Here is a 20,215-nt window from a genome sequence, read left to right on the forward strand (position 1 = left end):
TAGAACCTAAAAGCAAGAAAAAATTGTGACAAGCGAACTCGTTGTAGACGTACAGCCCAAAGAGGTCTCCATCGCCCTTCTTGAAGACAAGAGCCTAGTGGAACTTCAAAGCGAAGGAAGAAATCTTTCTTTCTCAGTGGGCAACATGTATTTAGGACGAATCAAGAAATTGATGCCCGGCCTGAATGCCTGCTTCGTGGACGTGGGTTACGAGAAAGATGCTTTTCTTCATTATCTGGACTTAGGTCCTCAATTTAACTCGTTAGAGAAATACGTAAAGCAGACTTTAAGCGATAAAAAGAAACTACCGCAAATCACCAAAGCAACCATACTTCCCGATCTTGAAAAAGATGGTACCGTTGCCAATACACTCAAGGTGGGACAAGAAGTAGTGGTGCAAATTGTCAAGGAGCCTATCTCTACCAAAGGTCCGCGCCTGACTTCCGAAATCTCATTTGCCGGAAGATATCTGGTGCTGATACCTTTCAACGACAAGGTTTCCGTATCACAAAAAATTAAATCGAGCGAAGAACGCGCCCGCCTCAAACAATTGCTGATGAGCATCAAACCGAAGAATTTCGGAGTGATCGTCCGCACCGTTGCCGAAGGGAAACGCGTAGCCGAGCTCGACGGAGAGCTTAAAGTTTTATTAAAGCACTGGGAAGATGCTGTTACCAAAATACAGAAAGCTACTAAATTCCCGACATTGATTTACGAAGAAACCAGTCGTGCCGTAGGCTTATTGCGCGACTTATTCAATCCTTCTTTCGAGAACATCCACGTCAACGACGAAGCCGTGTTCCACGAAATCAAGGACTACGTAACTCTTATCGCCCCTGACCGGGCAGGAATCGTAAAACTGTATAAAGGACAACTCCCCATTTATGACAATTTTGGTATCACCAAGCAGATCAAGTCTTCGTTTGGCAAGACGGTTTCATACAAGAGTGGTGCCTACCTGATTATTGAGCATACTGAGGCGCTTCACGTAGTAGACGTGAACAGCGGTAACCGCACCAAGAATGCCAACGGGCAGGAGGCCAACGCACTCGAAGTGAATCTGGGAGCTGCCGATGAACTGGCTCGCCAGCTGCGACTGAGAGATATGGGTGGTATCATTGTGGTGGACTTCATTGATATGAACGAAGCCGAAAACAGACAAAAGCTTTACGAACGTATGTGTGCCAACATGCAGAAAGACAGGGCAAGACATAACATCCTACCGCTCAGCAAATTCGGACTGATGCAGATTACCCGCCAGCGTGTGCGCCCGGCAATGGATGTCAATACCACAGAAATCTGTCCCACCTGTTTCGGAAAAGGCACCATCAAGTCCTCTATCCTCTTTACGGACACTTTAGAGAGTAAAATTGATTACTTAGTCAACAAACTGAAGATTAAGAAATTCTCGTTACACATCCACCCGTATATTGCTGCTTACATCAATCAGGGACTCGTTTCCCTGAAACGGAAATGGCAAATGAAATACGGATTTGGTATCAAGATTATTCCAAGCCAGAAACTCGCGTTCCTGGAATATGTATTCTACGACCCGCAAGGGGAAGAGATTGACATGAAGGAAGAATTCGAAATTAAATAAGAAAATACGGCGAAGTAAATCAGAAACTTCGCCGTATTTTTTATTTTTATCGCCAACTTTTCAAAATTATTGACCGATATTTTAAAGCAACTCACCCTTTATACAGAAGCGAACCATCACTCACTCCTCTGCACATGCAAGGCGATAAATCTCTTTGCTGTCCTGCTTCGTCAGCTTCACATAATTCCCTACCAACTCTCCCTTATTGCGGTGCAGACTATCCGCCAGACGGTCAATATCAGGGTCTTCAACACCCAGTTCTTCAAATGTCACAGGCAGACCAAGAGAACTAAAGAAAGCTTTTAGCTTACCAATACCCTCCAAAGCAACCGCTTTCTTATCTTCTGATTCAGGAACACCCCATACCCGAACGGCATATTGAGCTATCTTTCCCACATTATGTTCTACCATCCACGTCATCCAGGCAGGAAAGATAACAGACAACCCGGCACCGTGGGTAACACCATAAATAGCACTGATTTCATGCTCCAGGAAGTGCGAAGCCCAATCTTCCTCACAACCTACGCCACAGGTACCATTATGCGCAATCATGCCCGCCCACATCAAGTTGGCACGCGCACCGTAATCTTCAGGATTTCTCATTACCTTGGGAGCTTCATTGATGATAGCCATCAAAGTGCCTTCACAAAGACGATCTCCAATTTCCACCTCCTGAGTGTTCGTAAAATAACGCTCCATGATATGAGCCATCATATCAGCCACACCGCAGGCAGTCTGAAAGGGCGGCAAAGTATAAGTAAGTTCCGGATTCATAATAGAGAATACCGGACGCAAAACTTCCGGTACACGCAGACTGAGTTTCTGCAAACCGTCCAGTTTCGTTATAACCGTATTACCGGAACCTTCACTTCCGGCAGCAGGAATAGTCAGCACAACGGCTACCTTCAACGCTTTGGTCACTTTAGCCTTTCCGATATAGAAATCCCAGAAGTCACCCTCATAAAGCACACCTGCTGCTATGGCTTTGGCCGTATCAATGACAGAGCCTCCACCCACAGGCAACAGCATATCAGCCTGTTCACGACGGCAGAATTCAATGCCTTCATACACTTTCGTATCTACCGGATTGGGCTGCACACCACCCATCAGGCAATATTCAATCCCTGCTTCCTGCAAGGATTGCTTCACCCTATCCAGCAAACCACTCCGTACAACAGAGCCGCCGCCGTACACGATCATCACTTTCCGCGCACCATGCTTCCGCGCCAGTGCACCGACTTGCATTTCCGTAGCCTTACCGAATACAAATTCGGTAGGACTGTAAAAAACAAAATTATTCATTAACGGATATATTTACTATAACGTTCGAAGAAGCGCTTGAACACTCCCCATTTCATCAATCCTTTTTCAAAGACAAAGATACCCAGGAGAGCACAGAATATTCCCAATAATACATCAATCAGATAATGATGCCCCGAATAAACAGCCGTACACCAGATACCCACCATGATAAACGCAAATAATGCTATCAGCCAGCCCTTGCAGCGGTTCATAACAGCATAAGCCAACGCCACAACCATATATGCCGCATGCAGCGAAGGGACGGCTGCAAATACATTTGCATTACGCCCATAGATAGAGTCGAAGATCGTGCATCCCAGCAGTTCGTCAAAGCGTCCCAACCCTGCCACATTTCCCGGAGTATCCAGCATCGCCTCAAATCCATAGTTCATAGCGTACCAGGGGGGAGCGGCAGGATGAATATAATATCCTGCAAAGCCAATAAGATTAACCAGCAGGAAGACCATAGCAAAACGGAGATACATCTGGCGATCTCCCCTCAGATAAAGCCACAAACCGAAAGCTATAGGCACAGGCACCCAACAAAGATAGAACACGCCTGCAAAGAAGTCAGCAATCGACCAGTGATGTATGGCAAAGTATTCGCAAGGAATAAGTGTCGTCCCATTCACAGATATACCGAAAAGGGATTTCTCCGCTTCATACAAACCCTGCACATCAATAGGATTCACCTGATAATTGGGATACACCCGCATCCAGTCGTATGAAATTCCGAAGATAACAAAAGGCAGTAAAGCCACTGCCAGCTTACGGGTTGTCTTTCCTGCAAAAAACAGAACCAGGAACAAGCCCGTCATTAGAAAATGCTCCGTACGAAGCCCGATACAAGTAGCTGTCAGCAACAGAAAAGCCAACGTAATGACTACCAGCAATACCGTCTCTCTTACCGGAGGGAAATATCTTTTTATCATTTATTCAAAAGTTTATAGCAATGTGCCAGACGGACAAAAGCCGTCAGATTAGCCAATACGGCAATGATTGCCAGAGGAACAATCAGGATCAACATCGGGTCGAAGAGTGTGCAATCGGAAAATATACCACAGAACAAAGCTCCCAGACTGGTCAGCACCACTCGCTCAGGACGCTGCATAATACCTACTTTACATTCCAGTCCCAGACCTTCGGCACGTGCGCGTACGTAACTTACCATCAGCGAACCGATCAAAGCAAGAAAAGTGATAATGGAACCCCAGAAATAACCTTGTAATATGAGATAATAGGATATACCGAACAAGGTAAACAGTTCACTGTAACGGTCGAGCACCGAATCGTACAATGCCCCGAAAGTGGAAGACATATTGCCAAGACGCGCCACACGGCCATCCATCATGTCAAACAACCCGGCGAAGAGTATCAGTCCGCCTGTCCATCCCACCAAAGAAAGATCCTCTTCCGAATCTGTCACTAACCCTGCATAAATAAATATACCGGCAGCCACAATGTTAAGTATCAACCCGGTAGTAGTAATAAAGTTAGGCGTAATGCCAATTTTAATCATGCCGCGCACAACGGGATTGATAATCTTGTATATCACCTGTTGCAGCCAATCTCTGTAATTCATGTTCATTCTATTTTTTTCTCCAAACGTTGTTTCAGAAATCTTTTTAAGTTGTGGTTCCGGTAGACGAAGACCCGTTGCAAATAGTAGTTCCAGAAAAATGCAACCAGCAAGGCCACAGAAATTTTGGACAGGATAAATACATCATAGACATAATATCCCAACAGTCCGTTCACCCACTTCATCCGTGCCAGCCACTCCGTCAAAGCAAAAGTACCCCAAGTGTTTATAAGGATGCTCCCACCCCACACTACAAAATACTTTATTGCTACGTGCAGTCTCTTGCAGTCCTCTGCCTTAAAGACCCACTTGTAATTCATGACGCAATTCACGATACCGCCAATCACGGAACCTATAAAGGTGGCATATAAATAGTATATACCAAATAATTTCACCAAAAGAATAGTTATCAGAAAATCGATTACAGTAGCTATCTGTGCAGAAAGCTGCGCTTTCATAAAAAGCCACACTTCCCTGCGCCAACCTGCAAAACGACTCCGTTCTTCTACTCCATCAACCATCTTGTCGCAATTAAAACAATAAAACCATACACTCCTGCCAATACATCGTCCATCATCACTCCCACTCCACCCGGCAGTTTTTCCATCCGCCGGATGCCCAGCGGTTTCAGAATATCAAAGAAACGGAACAATACAAATGCTGCCAGTCCATACCAGACATGACCTGCCGGAGCTGCCAGGAGCGTAATCCACACACCTACCATTTCATCCACCACCACGCGCGACGGATCTTCACCCCAGTAAGGTTCCAGACGGTCGGTAGCCCAGATTCCGGCTACGGTGAACAGGGATATCAATGCAACAGTCGTCCACAACAGACAAGTTTCTGATATGAGTAAAGAAAGTCCGAACCAGATTAGCGTAGCGAGTAAAGCGCCCACCGTGCCCGGAGCAAAGGGAGAAAAGCCTGAGCCGAAGCCCGTGCCTATCAGGACAGGGAAGAAGGAAGGTCTCCTCATAGAAAAAAGATATAAAAAAAATGATAAGATGATAAATGGTAAAATGATAAGATAGCGCGATACAATCTTACCATCCTATCATTTTACCATTTTATCATCCTACTACTATGATTAATCCAGATAGCTCGGTGATTTTTCACCCACCATCGTACGGATTGTTTCTTTCACCATTCTCCATTGAGTGAACAGATCATGAATCGGTTCATGCTCAAAGTCGTGCATCGGGCTCTTGCAGAAGAATGACAGCCAAGTCTGGATTCCAGACATACCTGCACGCAATGCCAGGTCACTGAAAATAACGAGGTCAAGTGCAATAGGAGCTGCAAGAATAGAGTCACGGCACAGGAAGTTTACTTTGATTTCCATCGGGTACCCCATCCATCCGAAGATGTCGATGTTATCCCATGCTTCCTTATTATCTTTACGGGGAGGATAGTAGTTGATACGAACCTTGTGGTAAACATCGCCATAGAGATCGGGGAATTTTTCAGGTTCGAAGATGTTATCGATAACAGACAACTTGCTAACTTCTTTTGTTTTGAAGTTTTCGGGTTGATCGAGCACTTCGCCATCACGGTTACCCAAGATGTTAGTAGAGAACCAACCGCTTACACCCAGCATACGAGTCTTGAACATCGGAGCGAGCACTGTTTTCATCAGTGTCTGTCCACTCTTGAAGTCCTTACCGGAGATGGGCACATTCATCTTCTTAGAGAATTCCCACATTGCCGGAGTATCTACACACAAGTTAGGAGCACCCATGATGAACGGAGCACCTTCTGCAATTGCAGCATAAGCGTAGCACATACTCGGAGAAATCACTTCCGTGTTATTAGCCTTCATTGCTTCTTCCAAAGCAGCAAGCGACTCGTGTTCTTTACACAACGGAACGTAGATTTCAGTACTTGCAGCCCACAGCACAGCAATACGCTCGCAGTTGTTGGCAGCCTTGAAGTTACGGATATCCTCACGCAGTTGCTCCATCATTTCCCAACGGGTGGCAGCCTGCTTGATGTATGTACCATTCAGACGTTTTGCAAAGTTGTGGTCAAAGGCAGCAGGCATCGGTTTGATGGCTTGCAATTCCTCTTTTACCAGATTTAAGTCTTTTTCTTTCAGGACTTCCGCATACATCGCGGCTTCGTATGCATTATCAGGGAAGATATCCCATCCGCCGAAAACAATGTCGTTCAAGTCTGCCAAAGGCACTACGTCCTTAATCAGCTTTTCGTCGTTGTTCTCCATGCGTATTGTGGCCATCTGTGTAATAGACCCAATAGGTTTTGCCAGTCCCTTACGAGCAGCCAATGTACCCGTTATCATGGTGGTTGAGACCGCGCCACCCACTCCGACTACCAGTACACCCAAACGACCAGTTGCCGGCTTAATGTTTTCTTTCATTGCCATTGTATCTTTTAAAGTTTAAAAAATTGCTCAAATTTAGGCTATTTTGTTCAATTGAGACTCGTCATTTTATCCGATTTAATGTTCTGTTAGTAAGATTTAAGTTAAAATGTCATATGCAGACTGATTCTAAGACCGGATTTATCAATTCCAGGCAGATTTCTGTAAGTTAATCGCCATACATAATCGAAACGGAGAACCTTCAAAATATTCTCTACACCGATACCCACCTCCATATAAGGGGTATCCCCCATATAAGAGGTTGTGACGGGAAAACGAAAAAGGTCATTGCTGACTGTCGGATTATTTTTGTCGCTCAAGTTCCCGTACAATCCCCGAAACGAAAGGACTTCACGCCATTTCAACTTTTTCAGCAAAGGTACGCGGTTGAACAAAAAGCCATTTAGATAATAAGTAACGTCCCACGAAGCATATTCATCGTTCATAAACTCCATGGCATTCATCAGGGAGTAAGACTCCGGCTGAATAGTATAAGAAAGGTTGGCGTTCGGGATAATCAGTAACGGGAAAGGTACTTTATTCCAAACTTTCCCGGCTTTCAGGATAACGTCGGTATAGCCGAAGGCCGAAAACCAGAAACGTTTCTGGAAACCTGCCTCTGTATATTGATAGGTATAATCACCACCCAACACTCCTTTTGCAGCCATCGTATGTGAAAGCGAGAAGACCGGCGCATCCAGCGATACTGGGAAGCGGTTCCATTGCGTCTGAAAGAATTTTTCATTCGGCGCATAACGCAATTTTACTTCAAACTCGGCATTCGATATTTTCTTCACGGGCGTTGCCATCTCATCCTGCTTCAGGAAAGGGATAAGATACGAAGACTCATCCTGCCGGAAGCGGGAAGTGAGCTGAAAGGAGAAACCGGAATGGAACTCATTGGTATAAGTCAGTTCCGCCTTGCGCTGATAGCCTATCCGGTCGTCCTTCTGGCGCTTTAAGCTCAGAAATACGTTGTCCTGACTGGTATAGAGGTAATGCTGTCCGTATTGGTTTACATCCGAGGTATATCGTGCTTTCAAAGAGTGGATAGGAAATTCGTTGGCATACTCCTTCTTCTTATGGAAAGAATATTCCACTTCCGCCATTCCCTTCATCCGATGGTCTTTGAAACCGTAAGCCATGTATCCTTTATAGAATAGGTGCGGATTGAGCCACGCCGTAGTCATACCTCCCGCACGCAGACGCACACCTTCCAGGGTGTTGCCGCTTATGGTGGTATTCATCATACCTATATAGAACAGGGGTTCTTTCTCTTTAGGCGCGGGTATATATCCGGTAAACAGCACTTTCAAGGTCTTCTCCGTCCAGTAATAGACAGGATACGTGCGAAGCTGCGCCATCATTTTATCAACGGAAGTTTCCTTCTTGCTGACTTCCACCTGACGGTTATCGTCCCAGTAAGCTTCCGTGCGATGCGTTGCTTCGGCCGGCTCAATCACTTTTTCCGGCTTCTTAAAGGCCGAAAGGGCATCCGCAGAAGGTTCATACACATAGTTCCTGTAATATACATCCCGCTTGGCATAGATACCGTCACTGTTGTCCACCAGCTTGAATTCGGTGGTGATATGTTCGTCAACCAACTGGCGCGTACCGTCTGCCCCACGGGTAAAGTTCTGTTCAAGAGACATATAATCCACAAAATTCAGATTGATTTTCTGTGGAAAGTTCATGGTGGCACGACGCACGAAATAGGTACTATCCAAAGTAACGTACAAGTGTCCCGTAAAACCGAATGACTCGGAATTGAAGGGTACGAACGTCAGGTCCACACAAGGCTGACCCGCTATCGTAAGTGTGTCCATCAGATAATATTTATAGAATGAAGGGCCCAGGGAAGAGAGTGGACTTACGAACTTATTGGTGAACAGCGTGATGTTGTTCTCATAAATATCTACATCCGTCATCGTCACACTGATGGCTTGCTCCATGCCTTGCTGCGAAAGCATTTCATCCACACCGGCCTGTCGGCGGGCATGTACGCGCTGTTTCTGACTTTTGGGAGATTTGCGGTAATAGTCCGTAGCCAGCAGCTCACGGTTAGAAACGGCAAGCACGGGCTTTCCCGTAACGGCGGAAGTATCCACATAGTCCGTCAGGAACTTGAATTTACGATAAAGCCACTTCTGCTGCTTTACGCTGTCGAAGTTGTTAATGGCAAAGGTCATCTTCTCATAACGATCCCGTTGCCAGAAGTCCAACTCTTTGGGCGAATAGTCATCCCGATGTTCTATCATTTGTCGCACAAATTCCACGGCGGGATTATCTTTTTTCTTATATCGCTCCCGTTTGGGCTTTACCACCACTTCATTTAGGGCATACGTTGCCGGCGAAAGGGCGATGGTAAGGCGGATACCTTGTGCCGGATGAATAAGGCGGGTGTATTCATTATATCCAATGGCAGAAATAACCAGCACGGCTTGGGGGCGGTAGGTCTTGAAAGAAAACTGTCCTTTGTCATCGGTCATACCTCCTTCGGTAGTACCTTTCAGATACACAGATGTATATGGGAGAGGCTCACGGGTTAACGAGTCTGTAACAACACCTTGTACCACATATTGTGCTTGCAGGGGGAAGCTCATCCAGCAAAGGCTGATGAACAATAAAATCCTTAAAAAAGTAAACCTCATACCTATTTATATATTAAGTGACAAGCTACGAGCTACAAGCTACAAGTTGCTGCGATACCGACAGGCACAAGTTCTGCTTCCTATAAGCAAATGATACAGCAAGCAATCTCTTGCTCCCCCCAACTATTACACCGAAAGGAACTTGTAGCCTGTAGCTTGTAGCTCGTCACTTAATTCAGCGCTCTGCACTGAATTAGCAAATGTGCTCGCAAAGGTACACAAGAAAACTTTTTTAGAAAGTCCAGTTTTACTGAATAAATGTTCTAAAAAACCACTTTTGCACAAAACACTTCCTTTTGCAGGCTGTTGTATATGTCTTAAACGACGCCAAAAGCATCGAAAACCAATTAATAACCTAAACAACTTAATTATGGAATGGATAATAAACCAGCTCAGGGAGCGCCCCGAACTTGCCATATTCCTCACCCTGTTCCTGGGGTTCTGGCTTGGCAAGCTACGCATCGGGAAGTTCAGCTTGGGGACGGTCACAAGCGTACTGCTTGTAGGCGTATTGGTAGGACAGTTGAAGATTGACGTGCCAGGCCCCATCAAATCCGTGTTCTTTCTTCTCTTTCTGTTCGCCGTCGGGTATAAAGTAGGGCCGCAGTTCTTCCGCGGACTGAAAAAAGACGGACTCCCCCAGGTAGGCTTTGCCGTACTGATGTGTGTATCCGTATTGGTAGTGACCTGGCTTCTCGCCCTCGTGATGGGCTACAATCCCGGTGAAGCCGCCGGATTACTGGCAGGTTCGCAAACCATCTCCGCCGTCATCGGAGTAGCCGAAGACACCATGGCAAACATGGGGCTGGACGAAGCGCAACGCCAAAGCTATATCAATATCATCCCCGTATCATACGCTGTGACTTACGTTTTCGGTACGGCAGGTTCAGCCTGGGTGCTCTCCTCCCTCGGCCCCAAACTATTGGGCGGACTAGAGAAAGTGAAAGCCGCCTGCAAAGATCTGGAAGCCAAAATGGGTAGTTCCGAAGCAGACGAACCGGGATTCATGCACGCCGCACGTCCCGTAACCTTCCGCGCCTACAAGATAGAAAACGAATGGTTCAAACAAGGCCGCCGGGTGATAGACCTGGAAATGTACTTCCAGAAAGATGGTAAACGCCTGTTCGTAGAGCGCCTGCGCAAGCAAGGAGTCGTTCGGGATGTAGCCCCGAATACCGTATTGAATATAGGAGACGAAGTCGTTCTCAGCGGACGCCGTGAATTCGTTATCGGCGAAGAGGACTGGATAGGCGAAGAAGTACAGGACGCGCAGTTACTCGATTTCCCGGCAGAAACGTTACCTGTCACGGTCACAAAGAAAACGTTCGCCGGAAAGACTGTGGCGAATATCCGCCGGCATAAATTCATGCATGGCGTCAGCATCCGCAGCATCAAGCGTGCGGGAATTGAAATACCCGTACTGGCACAGACCAAATTGGATGCCGGTGACGTCATCGAAGTAGTAGGCACCAAGCAGGAAGTGGAAAGTGCCGCTGTACAAATAGGATATGTGGACCGGCCTACCCACCAAACGGATATGATATTCGTCGGATTAGGTATTCTGATAGGTGGCTTGTTCGGTGCATTATCCATCCACATCGGTGGTGTTCCCATCAGTCTGAGTACGAGTGGAGGCGCATTGATAGCCGGATTATTCTTCGGTTGGCTGCGCAGCAAGCATCCTACGTTCGGACGTATCCCCGAACCTTCCCTGTGGGTACTGAATAATGTAGGGCTGAATATGTTCATCGCCGTAGTGGGAATAGCCGCCGGACCGAGTTTCGTACAAGGTTTCCGGGATGTCGGACTCAGTTTGTTCATTGTAGGTGCCATAGCCACTACCCTGCCGTTGATTATCGGTCTGCTACTGGGTAAATACGTCTTCAAATTCCACCCTGCAATAACACTGGGATGCTGTGCCGGAGCACGTACAACGACCGCCGCACTGGGAGCGATACAAGATGCAGTGGAGAGTGAGACGCCTGCGCTGGGTTATACGGTGACGTATGCCGTAGGAAATACCTTATTGATAATATGGGGTGTTGCCATTGTGCTCATGGTTTAAACGATAAATCTTCATCAGATGAAAAGCTAATATCTGCGATATGGAGAACTAATATCTGCGATGCATGAAACTAATCCCGGAGATGCATATAATTATTCATACAACAATTGTTGTAAGATAGTATAACAGCTATTGTAAGAAACAATAATAATTATAGTATGAATAATTTCTTGCAACGCAGAGATTAGTTTCCTGCAGCCGCAAGATTAGTTTACCGCACCCGAAGAATTTATAAGATACAAACTTAAACTTAACAATATGGATACTAAGAATTTTGAAAAGAAAATGGAGACCATCAGCCCATTCGAGCTGAAGAATCAATTGATCGATATGGCTGATGAAAGCCTGAAGAAAACTGCCCGCACCATGCTGAACGCCGGACGCGGTAACCCTAACTGGATTGCTACCACCCCTCGCGAGGCCTTCTTCCTCCTGGGACAGTTCGGACTGGAAGAATGTCGCCGCGTCATGAACCTCCCCGAAGGCATTGCCGGCATTCCCGAAAAGTCCGGCATTGCCTCCCGCTTCGAAGCATTCCTCAAAAAAAACAATACCGCCCACGGCGCCAAACTCCTGGAGCAAACCTATAACTACCTGTTAATGCAACATGCCGCCGACCCCGACTCCCTGGTACATGAATGGGCAGAAGCCGTCATCGGCGACCAGTACCCTGTGCCCGACCGCATCCTGCACTTCACCGAAATACTGGTGCAAGATTATCTGTCGCAAGAAATGTGCGATAACCGCCCTCCACGCGGCACATTCGACCTCTTTGCCACCGAAGGCGGAACCGCCGCCATGTGTTACCTCTTCGATTCCCTCCAGGAGAACTTCCTGCTGGATAAAGGTGACGGTATCGCCCTGATGGTGCCCGCTTTCACCCCCTACATTGAAATTCCGCAACTGAGTCGCTACCAGTTCAACATGATAGAACTGCATGCCGACCGCATGACGGACGACGGATTCCACCTCTGGCAATACAATGACAAGGACATCGACCGCCTGAAAGATTCCGCCATCAAAGCGCTCTTCGTGACCAATCCCAGCAATCCGCCCAGTTACGCCCTCAGCCCGGAGACGATGGCACGTATTGTTGATATCGTGAAGAATGATAACCCCAACCTGATGGTTATCACGGATGATGTATACGGCACATTCAGCCCGCACTTCCGCTCATTCATGGCTGAACTGCCACACAATACGCTTTGTGTCTATTCCTTCTCCAAATATTTCGGAGCTACCGGTTGGCGTGATGCTGTCATCGCCCTGCACGAAGACAACATCTACGACAAGCAAATCGCCCGCCTGCCGGAAGATAAACGCAATGCGCTGAACCGCCGTTACTCAAGTCTGACTCTGCATCCCGAAAAAATGAAGTTTATCGACCGCATGGTAGCCGACAGCCGACAGGTTGCACTAAACCATACCGCCGGCCTGTCATTACCCCAACAGATGCAAATGAGTTTATTCGCTTCCTTCGCCCTGCTGGATAAGGAAAATAAATATAAACTGAAGATGATGGAAATCATTGAAAAACGTCTGCATGCCTTGTGGGATAATACGGGATTCACGTTGATAAAAGACCCACTCCGTGTAGGGTATTATACAGAGATCGACATGCTGGTATGGGCAAAGAAATTCTATGGAGATGATTTCGTAGAATACCTGAAACGTACCTACAGCCCGCTGAACGTCGTATTCCGCCTGGCGAAAGAAACGTCTCTCGTCCTGCTGAACGGCGGTGGTTTCGATGGACCGGAATGGAGCATACGCGCCTCGCTTGCCAACCTGAACGAAAGGGACTATGTGGTCATCGGCCAGGGCATCAAGCGGATTCTTGACGAATACGCAAAGGCATGGAAAAAGACTACGGAAAAATAATGCGGAACCGTGTCAACCCATCACTATACGTGCGTAGAGAGAACGTACACCCATGACGGGTAAGCACCTCGCGAATAAACACCAGACCGATTCCCTGCCCGTTCGGTTTAGTGGAAAAGAAGGGACTGAAGAGCTTTGCTTCAGTCTCTTTTGTTATACCGGGGCCATTATCTACCACTTCAATCGTGGTAGGAGCGATTGTACGGACTACAACCCTACCCTGCTGGATCGTTCCTTCGGGCGCATGTTCGATACTTTCCGCAGCATTCTTGATAATATTCACCAATACCTGTTCCAGCAATGCCGCATCAAAGCGTACCGGTTCCAGCTTCGGATCACATTCCAGCCAGAGAAGGATATTCCGGTCGTTGCACATACCCTCCATAAAGCGTTTACATGTGGAAGCCAGTTCATTCAGTTTGCCCGTAACCAAGGTGGGCTCAGGAATCTTCACGACATCGGCAAAACGGGTGATAAAGCGACTCATAGAGAAGCAACGCTCGGTACAAACGCGCATTACATCGCAGATATCCTCCATATCCTCTTCGGTGGAAAGGGCTTGCTCCACAGTATCGAGAGTAGATGTAATACCCGCCGTCGTATTGTTCACCTCGTGCGCAATCATGCGGATCACCTTCTCATACGCTTTCTTTTCAGCACGCATCACCTCGTCCGTCATCTTCTCTATCAGATAGAAAGGATGATGAAAACCTCTGTCGATAAAGGAGGAATGGGTACATTTATAGATATTCGAGTCATTCAGACGCACTACTGCCGTCTGATCTTTTGAGATATTCGCCAGTTCTTCAGCCAAAGGAGAGTCTATATTCTCTATTTTCTTTCCCATAATCTCTTCCAGACGTACTCCCATCATCTTCAATCCCATCGGATTAAGCTGGGATATTTCACCGTTCAGTGTGGTAATGACAACTCCCATCGGCGAAGCCTGGATTAGCAAGTCCAGAAAATGGTTTTGCTCGCGCAGACGCAAACGTTCGTTCTTCAATTGCTCCATCATACGGTTGAACACATTTACAATGCGGTCCGACTCGTATTGCCCTACTTTGCTGAGCCTGCTGCTGAAGTCCTGTTCGCGCAGTAATTCCATGCCGCTGCCGATAATATTCATCGGCTTCACGATCTTACGGTAAAAGACAACCAGAAACACCAGGATACACGCAATGATCCCCTCTACAATGTAAAGATGCAATAGCTGCATCCCCTTCGCCAAGTAGAGAAGAGCACCACCTAACCCCAGGAGGAAGAGGACAAGTATGGAGAAATAGAACTTTATTCTCACGATAGTAGTGATTAGGAGTTAATGATTAAATCACTTTTCATTAACTGTTATATTAAACTTTTCCAGTCGGCGATAGAGCGCGGCACGACTGATGCCGAGTGTCATAGCTACCTGACTGAGATTTCCCTTATGGCGATCGAGTGCCTGCAAAATAGTCTGACGCTCTATTTCATCCAGCGTCATGCCTGCCAGAGACGATGATTCCGAGGCCTTCATCGGTTCATCATGACGCAGATATTGTGCATCGAAATCCGAAGCATCCAGTGTCGGCTTCCCGCTGACGAGAATCGTACGCTCCACAAGGTTCTTCAATTCACGGATATTTCCCGGATAAGGCAAACGGGAAAGGAAGTTCAGGGCATCTGCCGAAAATTCCGTGCGGGGTAGTCCGTTGATCTCTGCCTGACGGTCGGCAAAGTGACGTGCCAGCAAAGGAATATCTTCACGGCGTTCGCGAAGGGCAGGCAGCTTAACGGTTATCAGATTGATACGATAGAACAAATCTTCGCGGAATGTACGTTCCGATACCATCTTGCGGAGGTCGGCATTGGTGGCGGATACCACACGGATATCCGTCTTGCGGGGACGGCTGTCACCCAGCACTTCAAACGTCTGATCCTGCAATACACGAAGCAGTTTCACCTGGCAGGAAGGATCAAGGTCACCAATTTCATCCAAGAAGATAGTACCCTTGTTGGCAAGTTCAAAGCGCCCTACACGGTCTGTTGTCGCATCCGTAAAAGCACCTTTCTTATGACCGAACATTTCACTTTCAAAAAGACTCTGCGAGATACCACCCAGGTTGACTTTTACAAACGGCTGTTTCACCCGCTGGCTGTTGATGTGGATGGCTTCGGCAATCAATTCCTTACCTGTTCCACTCTCACCGGTAATCAGCACCGAAGCATTGGTACGCGCAATGCGTGCCACCGTATTCAACACTTCCATCAATCCCTGAGATTTTCCGATGATATGGCTGCGGTTCAACGTCTCACTCTGTTCTTCCGGTGCATCTTTCGGGACGGCAGTCAGTTCAAGGGCTGTCTCGATGCGTTGCAGCAAAGCAGCATTGTTCCACGGCTTCGTGATAAAGTCGAACGCGCCTGCCTGCATACCCTGCACGGCAAGTTGTATACTACCCCATGCTGTCATCAGGATAACGGGTACATCAGGGCGGAATATTTTCACTTGCTTCAGCAAAGTCAATCCCTCTTCTCCCGTTGTGGAAAGGGTGAAGTTCATGTCCATCAAAATGAGGGCAGGTGCCTCGACACGCACCACATCCATTGCTTCGCGCGGTCCGGGAACAGTTTGCGCCTCATATCCTGCACGTTTCAGCATAAAACTGAGGGAAGAACGTACGGCACTATCATCATCGATTATCAGTATCATAAGATTTCGTTGTTTTATGGTTTGCAAAAATAAACGATTTCACACAGAAAGCACAGAATAACACTGTTTTTTTCAATAACAAGCGAAAAACGGTTATGAGTTATAAGTTATTATTCATAACTCATAACTCAAACTCAGTCTCTCACAATTTCTTCAAAGTCCGCCTCCAGTTCGCAATTCCGTTCAAAATCCCAAAGTGTCAAACTGCGGATTTGATAGAAATAGTACCAATAATAATAGAGCTCGGAAATATGTTTCTGTCTTGCTTCATCTTTTGATTTCTGTGCGTCGTTCAGGTCCAGCGTACTGATTTGTCCGATCATAAAGGTTTCCACACTGGTTTTATAACGTTTCTCGGCAATGCCGTCAGCTTCCTGTGCAATACCCAATTGTTGTGCCTGATTATTGAAGTTCGCTACGAGCAGGAAGATATCCTGATTGAAGTCCATCTGTTCTTGCCGGATTCTGGAAAGCACCACTTCACGGTTACTCTTTGCCACACGCACTTTTCCTCGGCGTTTTCCCCAGTCCAAAATAGGAACTTTCACACCTACCTGTACAATCTGGTTATCGAGCAGATCTTTGTAAGCGGAAGTAAAATCACGATTCTGCCCCGTATACCCCACGCTGGCAAACAAGTCTATGCTGCGCAGATTTCCACGGGCCGTAGCCACTTCATAATCTGCTTCCAACTGGCGGCGACGGATATTCTGTGCAAACGAGTTCCGATCCAAAGCCTTGTTCAATACAAGATTATATTCCATCTTCATATCCGGTGCCGAGCTCGGCAATATCGGATTCAGATTCTCGTCCTCCGACAAACCGAGGAAGGAACGCAACTGGAACATCTTCGCATTCAGGTTACTCTCCGCTTCCGTCACGTCCGCCTTGCCCTGCAAAGCATTTAACTTCAACTGTAACAAGTCATTTTCTGAAATCTGCCCCATCTTGCGCTTTGCCATCGCCACTTCATAGAGGCGGTCGGCATTCACTTTATTCTGGTGAGCAGTTTTCAGATTTTCTTTAGCCAGCAGCAGATTGAAGAAATAAGTGATTGTCTTCATCGTCACCTGTTCCGTAGCCGTGATAAAAGCGGCTTTTGCTTCTGCATATCTCACCGGTTCGATACGGCGGTTCCACTTCAAGTTATTCACTCCAAAGATAGGTTGCGTCAATTCCAGGCTTACGGGGACGGACATAAACCGTTTATCTCCTCCGGAGCCTAATTGCTTGATATATTCAAGAGAAGAGGCCAGTGACAGTTTACCGCCCGTAAACCATAAGTTCTGGTCTATGGAGAGCGTTCCGGAAAGTCCCAGCGTATTGTTACGCACGAATGAGTAGGAACCATCCGAGTTTTGATATCTACTGTAAGATTTATTGTAATTGGGTAAAGTACCGTTCAGATTCACTTCCGGTAACAGGTCGGCACGGAAAGTACGATATTCCCAGTATGAAGTCTTCAATTCATTCAGCGCTACGGCGGCATCCACTGACTGGGTACGTGCCAAAGCTATCGCTTCATTTAAAGTGATGAGACGTTCACGTTCGTTTGTCAATGTATCGTTCTGTGCAAAAGCGGCGAACGGAAATAGCATCCAAGCTGCGAGTAAAATATTCCTTTTCATGTTTATCAAAAAATAGTTGTAAACAGAAAAGCAAAGAGCGTGCCAAAGCGCCAGGATGCTTCTGGGCAGGGATAGGTGTTCATTATCGGACAGTGGGGATGTCCATTTCTGAACGGTGAGAGAAATATGAAGTATTAAGTATAAGCTACGCTGTGACTCTGCATAGCTATACTTAATATTTAGATTAAAGCACTCCCTTCGAACTCGGCAATTCAAAGTGATAGATATCCCTCTTCACCGCCATCTTTATAGCGCGGGCCAGCGCTTTGAAAATGCCTTCTATCTTATGGTGCTCGTTCTGGCCTTCCGCTTTTACATTCAGATTCATCTTGGCAGCATCGCTCAGGGATTTGAAGAAATGCAGGAACATTTCTGTCGGCATTTCACCAATCTTTTCACGAATGAACTCTGCATCCCATACCAGCCAGGGACGTCCGCCGAAGTCCAGGCAAACCTGGCAAAGGCAGTCATCCATCGTCAGGGCATAGCCATAACGCTCGATACCACGCTTATTTCCCAATGCCTGATAGATGCAATCGCCTAATGCAATCGCAGTGTCTTCTATGGTGTGATGCTCATCCACTTCCAAATCACCTTTCACATGGATCGTCAGGTCCAAACCGCCATGCTTGCCTATTTGTTCCAGCATGTGATCGAAGAAACCCAGTCCGGTATGGATGTCACAGGCACCGTTACCATCCAGATTCAGAGACACGAAAATGTCCGTTTCCTTTGTTGTACGGCGTACTTCCGCTTTCCGTTCTCCGGCAAAAAGGAATTCGGCAATTTTATCCCAATCTTTCGTGACAAGGGCACATACCTCTTCCAGACCTTCGCAGGCAGCAGTTCCACCTTCGGATTCCGGTTTCAGCAATGCAGTATCATTCTGCAAAAAAATAGCCCGGCAACCCAAGTTCTTAGCCAGCTCCACATCCGTCGGACGGTCACCGATAACAAAGCTTCCAGCAAGATCATACTCCGGATTATTCAGATACTTCGTCAGCATCCCTGTGCGCGGCTTCCGGGTAGGTGCCATATCTTCCGGCATGCTACGGTCGATGAAGATTTCATCAAACGTAATCCCTTCACCTTCCAGCGTCTTCATCATCAGGTTATGCGCAGGCCAGAAAGTTTCTTCCGGGAAAGATGCCGTGCCCAACCCATCCTGATTGGTCACCATCGCAAATTCGAAATCCAATTTGCTACGGATGAAGCCCAAGTTACGCATCACTTTGGGATAAAACTCCAACTTTTCCAGCGAATCCAACTGGTAATCTACGGGCGGTTCAATCACCAAAGTCCCGTCACGGTCTATAAATAATACTTTTTTACTCATAGCTTTTCAACGCTTCTATCAGTTTATCATTCTCCATTCTCGTGCCTACCGTCACACGCAGGCAGTTGCCACAAAGTGATATTGAATTACGATTGCGGACGATGATCCCCTCTCCTACTAGATAATTATAGATTTTCACCGCATCCGTCACCCGTGCCAGGAAGAAATTGGCATCAGACGGAAAGACTTCCACCGTCAACGGCAGTTCGGAAAAACGTTTCTCCAAATCCTCGCGTTCCTCTTTCAGCCTCTTCACCCAACGCTCTATCTCATAGTACTTATGCAACATTTCTATTGCCTGTTTCTGAGTCAGTTGGTTCACATTATAAGGGTACTTTATCTTGCTCAGGATACCGATGATTTCCGTAGAAGCAAACGCCATTCCCAGGCGGATAGCCGCACAGCCCCATGCTTTAGAGAAAGTCTGGAACACAACAAGATTCGGATATTTATCTAAATCCAGCAAGAACGACGGGGATTCTGAAAAGTCACTGTACGCCTCATCCAGTATCACCAGCCCTTCAAACTCACGCAGCAACTTCTCTATCTCACTGCGCAACAAATCGTTTCCGGTCGGATTATTAGGCGAACACAGGAAAATCAGCTTCGTCCGTTCATCCGCAGCTGCCAGCAACTTATCTGCCGAGAACTGGAAATGCTCGTCGAGCAGGACTTTGCGATACTCCACATTATTCACATCAGCACATACCTGATACATGCCGTAAGTAGGATCGATAGCCACCACATTGTCCACTCCCGGCTCACAGAAAGCACGGAAGACAAGATCAATAGCCTCGTCACTACCATTGCCCAGGAAAATATGATCGGGAGACACCTTCTTTATTTTGGAAAGTTCCGTTTTCAGCTCCCACTGCATCGGGTCAGGATAGCGATTGTGCGGCAGGTTGTACGGGTTCTCGTTTGCATCGAGAAACACCGATGCCGTTACACCTTTATATTCATCACGTGCCGAAGAATAAGGTTTCAGCTTCCAGATATTCGGACGGGTCAGTTCTTGCAATGTTTTCATGATCTATAATATGATAAAGTATTGAACACTATTTACGCGAATTACACAAATTTCATCTTTACCCTTAT

General features: G+C 46.8%; 15 protein-coding genes. 3 read left to right on the forward strand and 12 right to left on the reverse strand.

Annotated features, from left to right (window positions below; genetic code table 11):
• Positions 1-25: 25 nt before the first annotated feature.
• Positions 26-1,600 carry an Rne/Rng family ribonuclease gene (locus tag BWI44_RS21580; RefSeq protein ID WP_007214496.1) on the forward strand — a complete coding sequence of 525 codons (1,575 nt, stop codon included), beginning with the start codon at positions 26-28 and terminating at the stop codon, positions 1,598-1,600.
• A 120-nt stretch (positions 1,601-1,720) separates the two neighbouring features.
• On the opposite strand, the gene BWI44_RS21585 is transcribed toward BWI44_RS21580, so the two are convergent.
• The 7 genes from BWI44_RS21585 to BWI44_RS21615 all read right to left on the reverse strand — a co-directional run bounded on the left by BWI44_RS21585 (position 1,721) and on the right by BWI44_RS21615 (position 9,515).
• Positions 1,721-2,902 carry an iron-containing alcohol dehydrogenase gene (locus BWI44_RS21585; protein WP_195208162.1) on the reverse strand — a complete coding sequence of 394 codons (1,182 nt, stop codon included), beginning with the start codon at positions 2,900-2,902 and terminating at the stop codon, positions 1,721-1,723.
• Entirely contained in the window at positions 2,902-3,834 is a 933-nt protein-coding gene (locus BWI44_RS21590; RefSeq protein WP_195208163.1) for a phosphoinositol dihydroceramide synthase, read from the reverse strand. Before BWI44_RS21590 ends, BWI44_RS21585 begins: the two co-directional genes overlap by 1 nt.
• The gene (locus BWI44_RS21595; RefSeq protein ID WP_044155256.1) at positions 3,831-4,484 is read right to left on the reverse strand and encodes a CDP-alcohol phosphatidyltransferase family protein; all 654 of its coding nucleotides are present in this window, start codon (positions 4,482-4,484) and stop codon (positions 3,831-3,833) included. The genes BWI44_RS21590 and BWI44_RS21595 overlap by 4 nt, the downstream gene beginning before the upstream one ends.
• 2 nt (positions 4,485-4,486) lie before the next feature.
• The gene (locus BWI44_RS21600) at positions 4,487-5,002 is read right to left on the reverse strand and encodes a GtrA family protein (RefSeq protein WP_195208164.1); all 516 of its coding nucleotides are present in this window, start codon (positions 5,000-5,002) and stop codon (positions 4,487-4,489) included.
• Positions 4,987-5,460, reverse strand: coding sequence for a phosphatidylglycerophosphatase A family protein (locus tag BWI44_RS21605; protein ID WP_195208165.1), 474 nt, complete (start codon positions 5,458-5,460; stop codon positions 4,987-4,989). The genes BWI44_RS21600 and BWI44_RS21605 overlap by 16 nt, the downstream gene beginning before the upstream one ends.
• 111 nt (positions 5,461-5,571) lie before the next feature.
• Entirely contained in the window at positions 5,572-6,861 is a 1,290-nt protein-coding gene (locus BWI44_RS21610; RefSeq protein ID WP_138291167.1) for an inositol-3-phosphate synthase, read from the reverse strand.
• Between the two features lie 107 nt (positions 6,862-6,968).
• Complete coding sequence (locus BWI44_RS21615) at positions 6,969-9,515, reverse strand: DUF5686 and carboxypeptidase-like regulatory domain-containing protein (protein WP_195208166.1); 2,547 nt, start codon at positions 9,513-9,515, stop codon at positions 6,969-6,971.
• Positions 9,516-9,885: 370 nt separating this feature from the next.
• On the opposite strand from BWI44_RS21615, the gene aspT reads away from it, so the two are divergent.
• Both aspT and aspD read left to right on the forward strand, forming a co-directional pair.
• Positions 9,886-11,580, forward strand: coding sequence for an aspartate-alanine antiporter (aspT, locus tag BWI44_RS21620; protein WP_195208167.1), 1,695 nt, complete (start codon positions 9,886-9,888; stop codon positions 11,578-11,580).
• Positions 11,581-11,838: 258 nt separating this feature from the next.
• Entirely contained in the window at positions 11,839-13,461 is a 1,623-nt protein-coding gene (aspD, locus tag BWI44_RS21625; RefSeq protein WP_286816386.1) for an aspartate 4-decarboxylase, read from the forward strand.
• Here the strand turns inward: aspD and BWI44_RS21630 are convergent.
• From BWI44_RS21630 to hisC, 5 genes are all read right to left on the reverse strand, one after another.
• Positions 13,448-14,761 carry a sensor histidine kinase gene (locus BWI44_RS21630; protein WP_286816388.1) on the reverse strand — a complete coding sequence of 438 codons (1,314 nt, stop codon included), beginning with the start codon at positions 14,759-14,761 and terminating at the stop codon, positions 13,448-13,450. The genes aspD and BWI44_RS21630 overlap by 14 nt on opposite strands.
• A 30-nt stretch (positions 14,762-14,791) precedes the next feature.
• Positions 14,792-16,153: a sigma-54-dependent transcriptional regulator gene (locus BWI44_RS21635; protein ID WP_044534331.1), complete on the reverse strand. Its 1,362-nt coding sequence runs from the start codon at positions 16,151-16,153 to the stop codon at positions 14,792-14,794.
• A gap of 134 nt (positions 16,154-16,287) precedes the next feature.
• Complete coding sequence (locus BWI44_RS21640; protein ID WP_007664060.1) at positions 16,288-17,781, reverse strand: TolC family protein; 1,494 nt, start codon at positions 17,779-17,781, stop codon at positions 16,288-16,290.
• A 184-nt stretch (positions 17,782-17,965) separates the two neighbouring features.
• Positions 17,966-19,117, reverse strand: coding sequence for a bifunctional histidinol-phosphatase/imidazoleglycerol-phosphate dehydratase HisB (hisB, locus tag BWI44_RS21645; RefSeq protein ID WP_286816391.1), 1,152 nt, complete (start codon positions 19,115-19,117; stop codon positions 17,966-17,968).
• Positions 19,110-20,147, reverse strand: a complete 1,038-nt coding sequence (gene hisC / locus BWI44_RS21650) for a histidinol-phosphate transaminase (protein WP_115501652.1) — start codon at positions 20,145-20,147, stop codon at positions 19,110-19,112. Before hisC ends, hisB begins: the two co-directional genes overlap by 8 nt.
• Positions 20,148-20,215 lie beyond the last annotated feature (68 nt).

Source organism: Bacteroides sp. Phil13 (assembly GCF_001940965.1).
Lineage (GTDB): Bacteria > Bacteroidota > Bacteroidia > Bacteroidales > Bacteroidaceae > Bacteroides > Bacteroides intestinalis.

What these genes read in the sequence shown, in the direction of transcription:
- aspD (WP_286816386.1), top strand. Translation starts at nt 11,839, where the DNA reads ATGGATACTAAGAATTTTGAAAAGAAAATGGAGACCATCAGCCCATTC.
- BWI44_RS21595 (WP_044155256.1), bottom strand. Translation starts at nt 4,484, where the DNA reads ATGAATTACAGAGATTGGCTGCAACAGGTGATATACAAGATTATCAAT.
- hisB (WP_286816391.1), bottom strand. Translation starts at nt 19,117, where the DNA reads ATGAGTAAAAAAGTATTATTTATAGACCGTGACGGGACTTTGGTGATT.
- aspT (WP_195208167.1), top strand. Translation starts at nt 9,886, where the DNA reads ATGGAATGGATAATAAACCAGCTCAGGGAGCGCCCCGAACTTGCCATA.
- BWI44_RS21635 (WP_044534331.1), bottom strand. Translation starts at nt 16,153, where the DNA reads ATGATACTGATAATCGATGATGATAGTGCCGTACGTTCTTCCCTCAGT.
- BWI44_RS21610 (WP_138291167.1), bottom strand. Translation starts at nt 6,861, where the DNA reads ATGAAAGAAAACATTAAGCCGGCAACTGGTCGTTTGGGTGTACTGGTA.
- hisC (WP_115501652.1), bottom strand. Translation starts at nt 20,147, where the DNA reads ATGAAAACATTGCAAGAACTGACCCGTCCGAATATCTGGAAGCTGAAA.
- BWI44_RS21590 (WP_195208163.1), bottom strand. Translation starts at nt 3,834, where the DNA reads ATGATAAAAAGATATTTCCCTCCGGTAAGAGAGACGGTATTGCTGGTA.
- BWI44_RS21615 (WP_195208166.1), bottom strand. Translation starts at nt 9,515, where the DNA reads ATGAGGTTTACTTTTTTAAGGATTTTATTGTTCATCAGCCTTTGCTGG.
- BWI44_RS21605 (WP_195208165.1), bottom strand. Translation starts at nt 5,460, where the DNA reads ATGAGGAGACCTTCCTTCTTCCCTGTCCTGATAGGCACGGGCTTCGGC.
- BWI44_RS21585 (WP_195208162.1), bottom strand. Translation starts at nt 2,902, where the DNA reads ATGAATAATTTTGTTTTTTACAGTCCTACCGAATTTGTATTCGGTAAG.
- BWI44_RS21600 (WP_195208164.1), bottom strand. Translation starts at nt 5,002, where the DNA reads ATGGTTGATGGAGTAGAAGAACGGAGTCGTTTTGCAGGTTGGCGCAGG.
- BWI44_RS21640 (WP_007664060.1), bottom strand. Translation starts at nt 17,781, where the DNA reads ATGAAAAGGAATATTTTACTCGCAGCTTGGATGCTATTTCCGTTCGCC.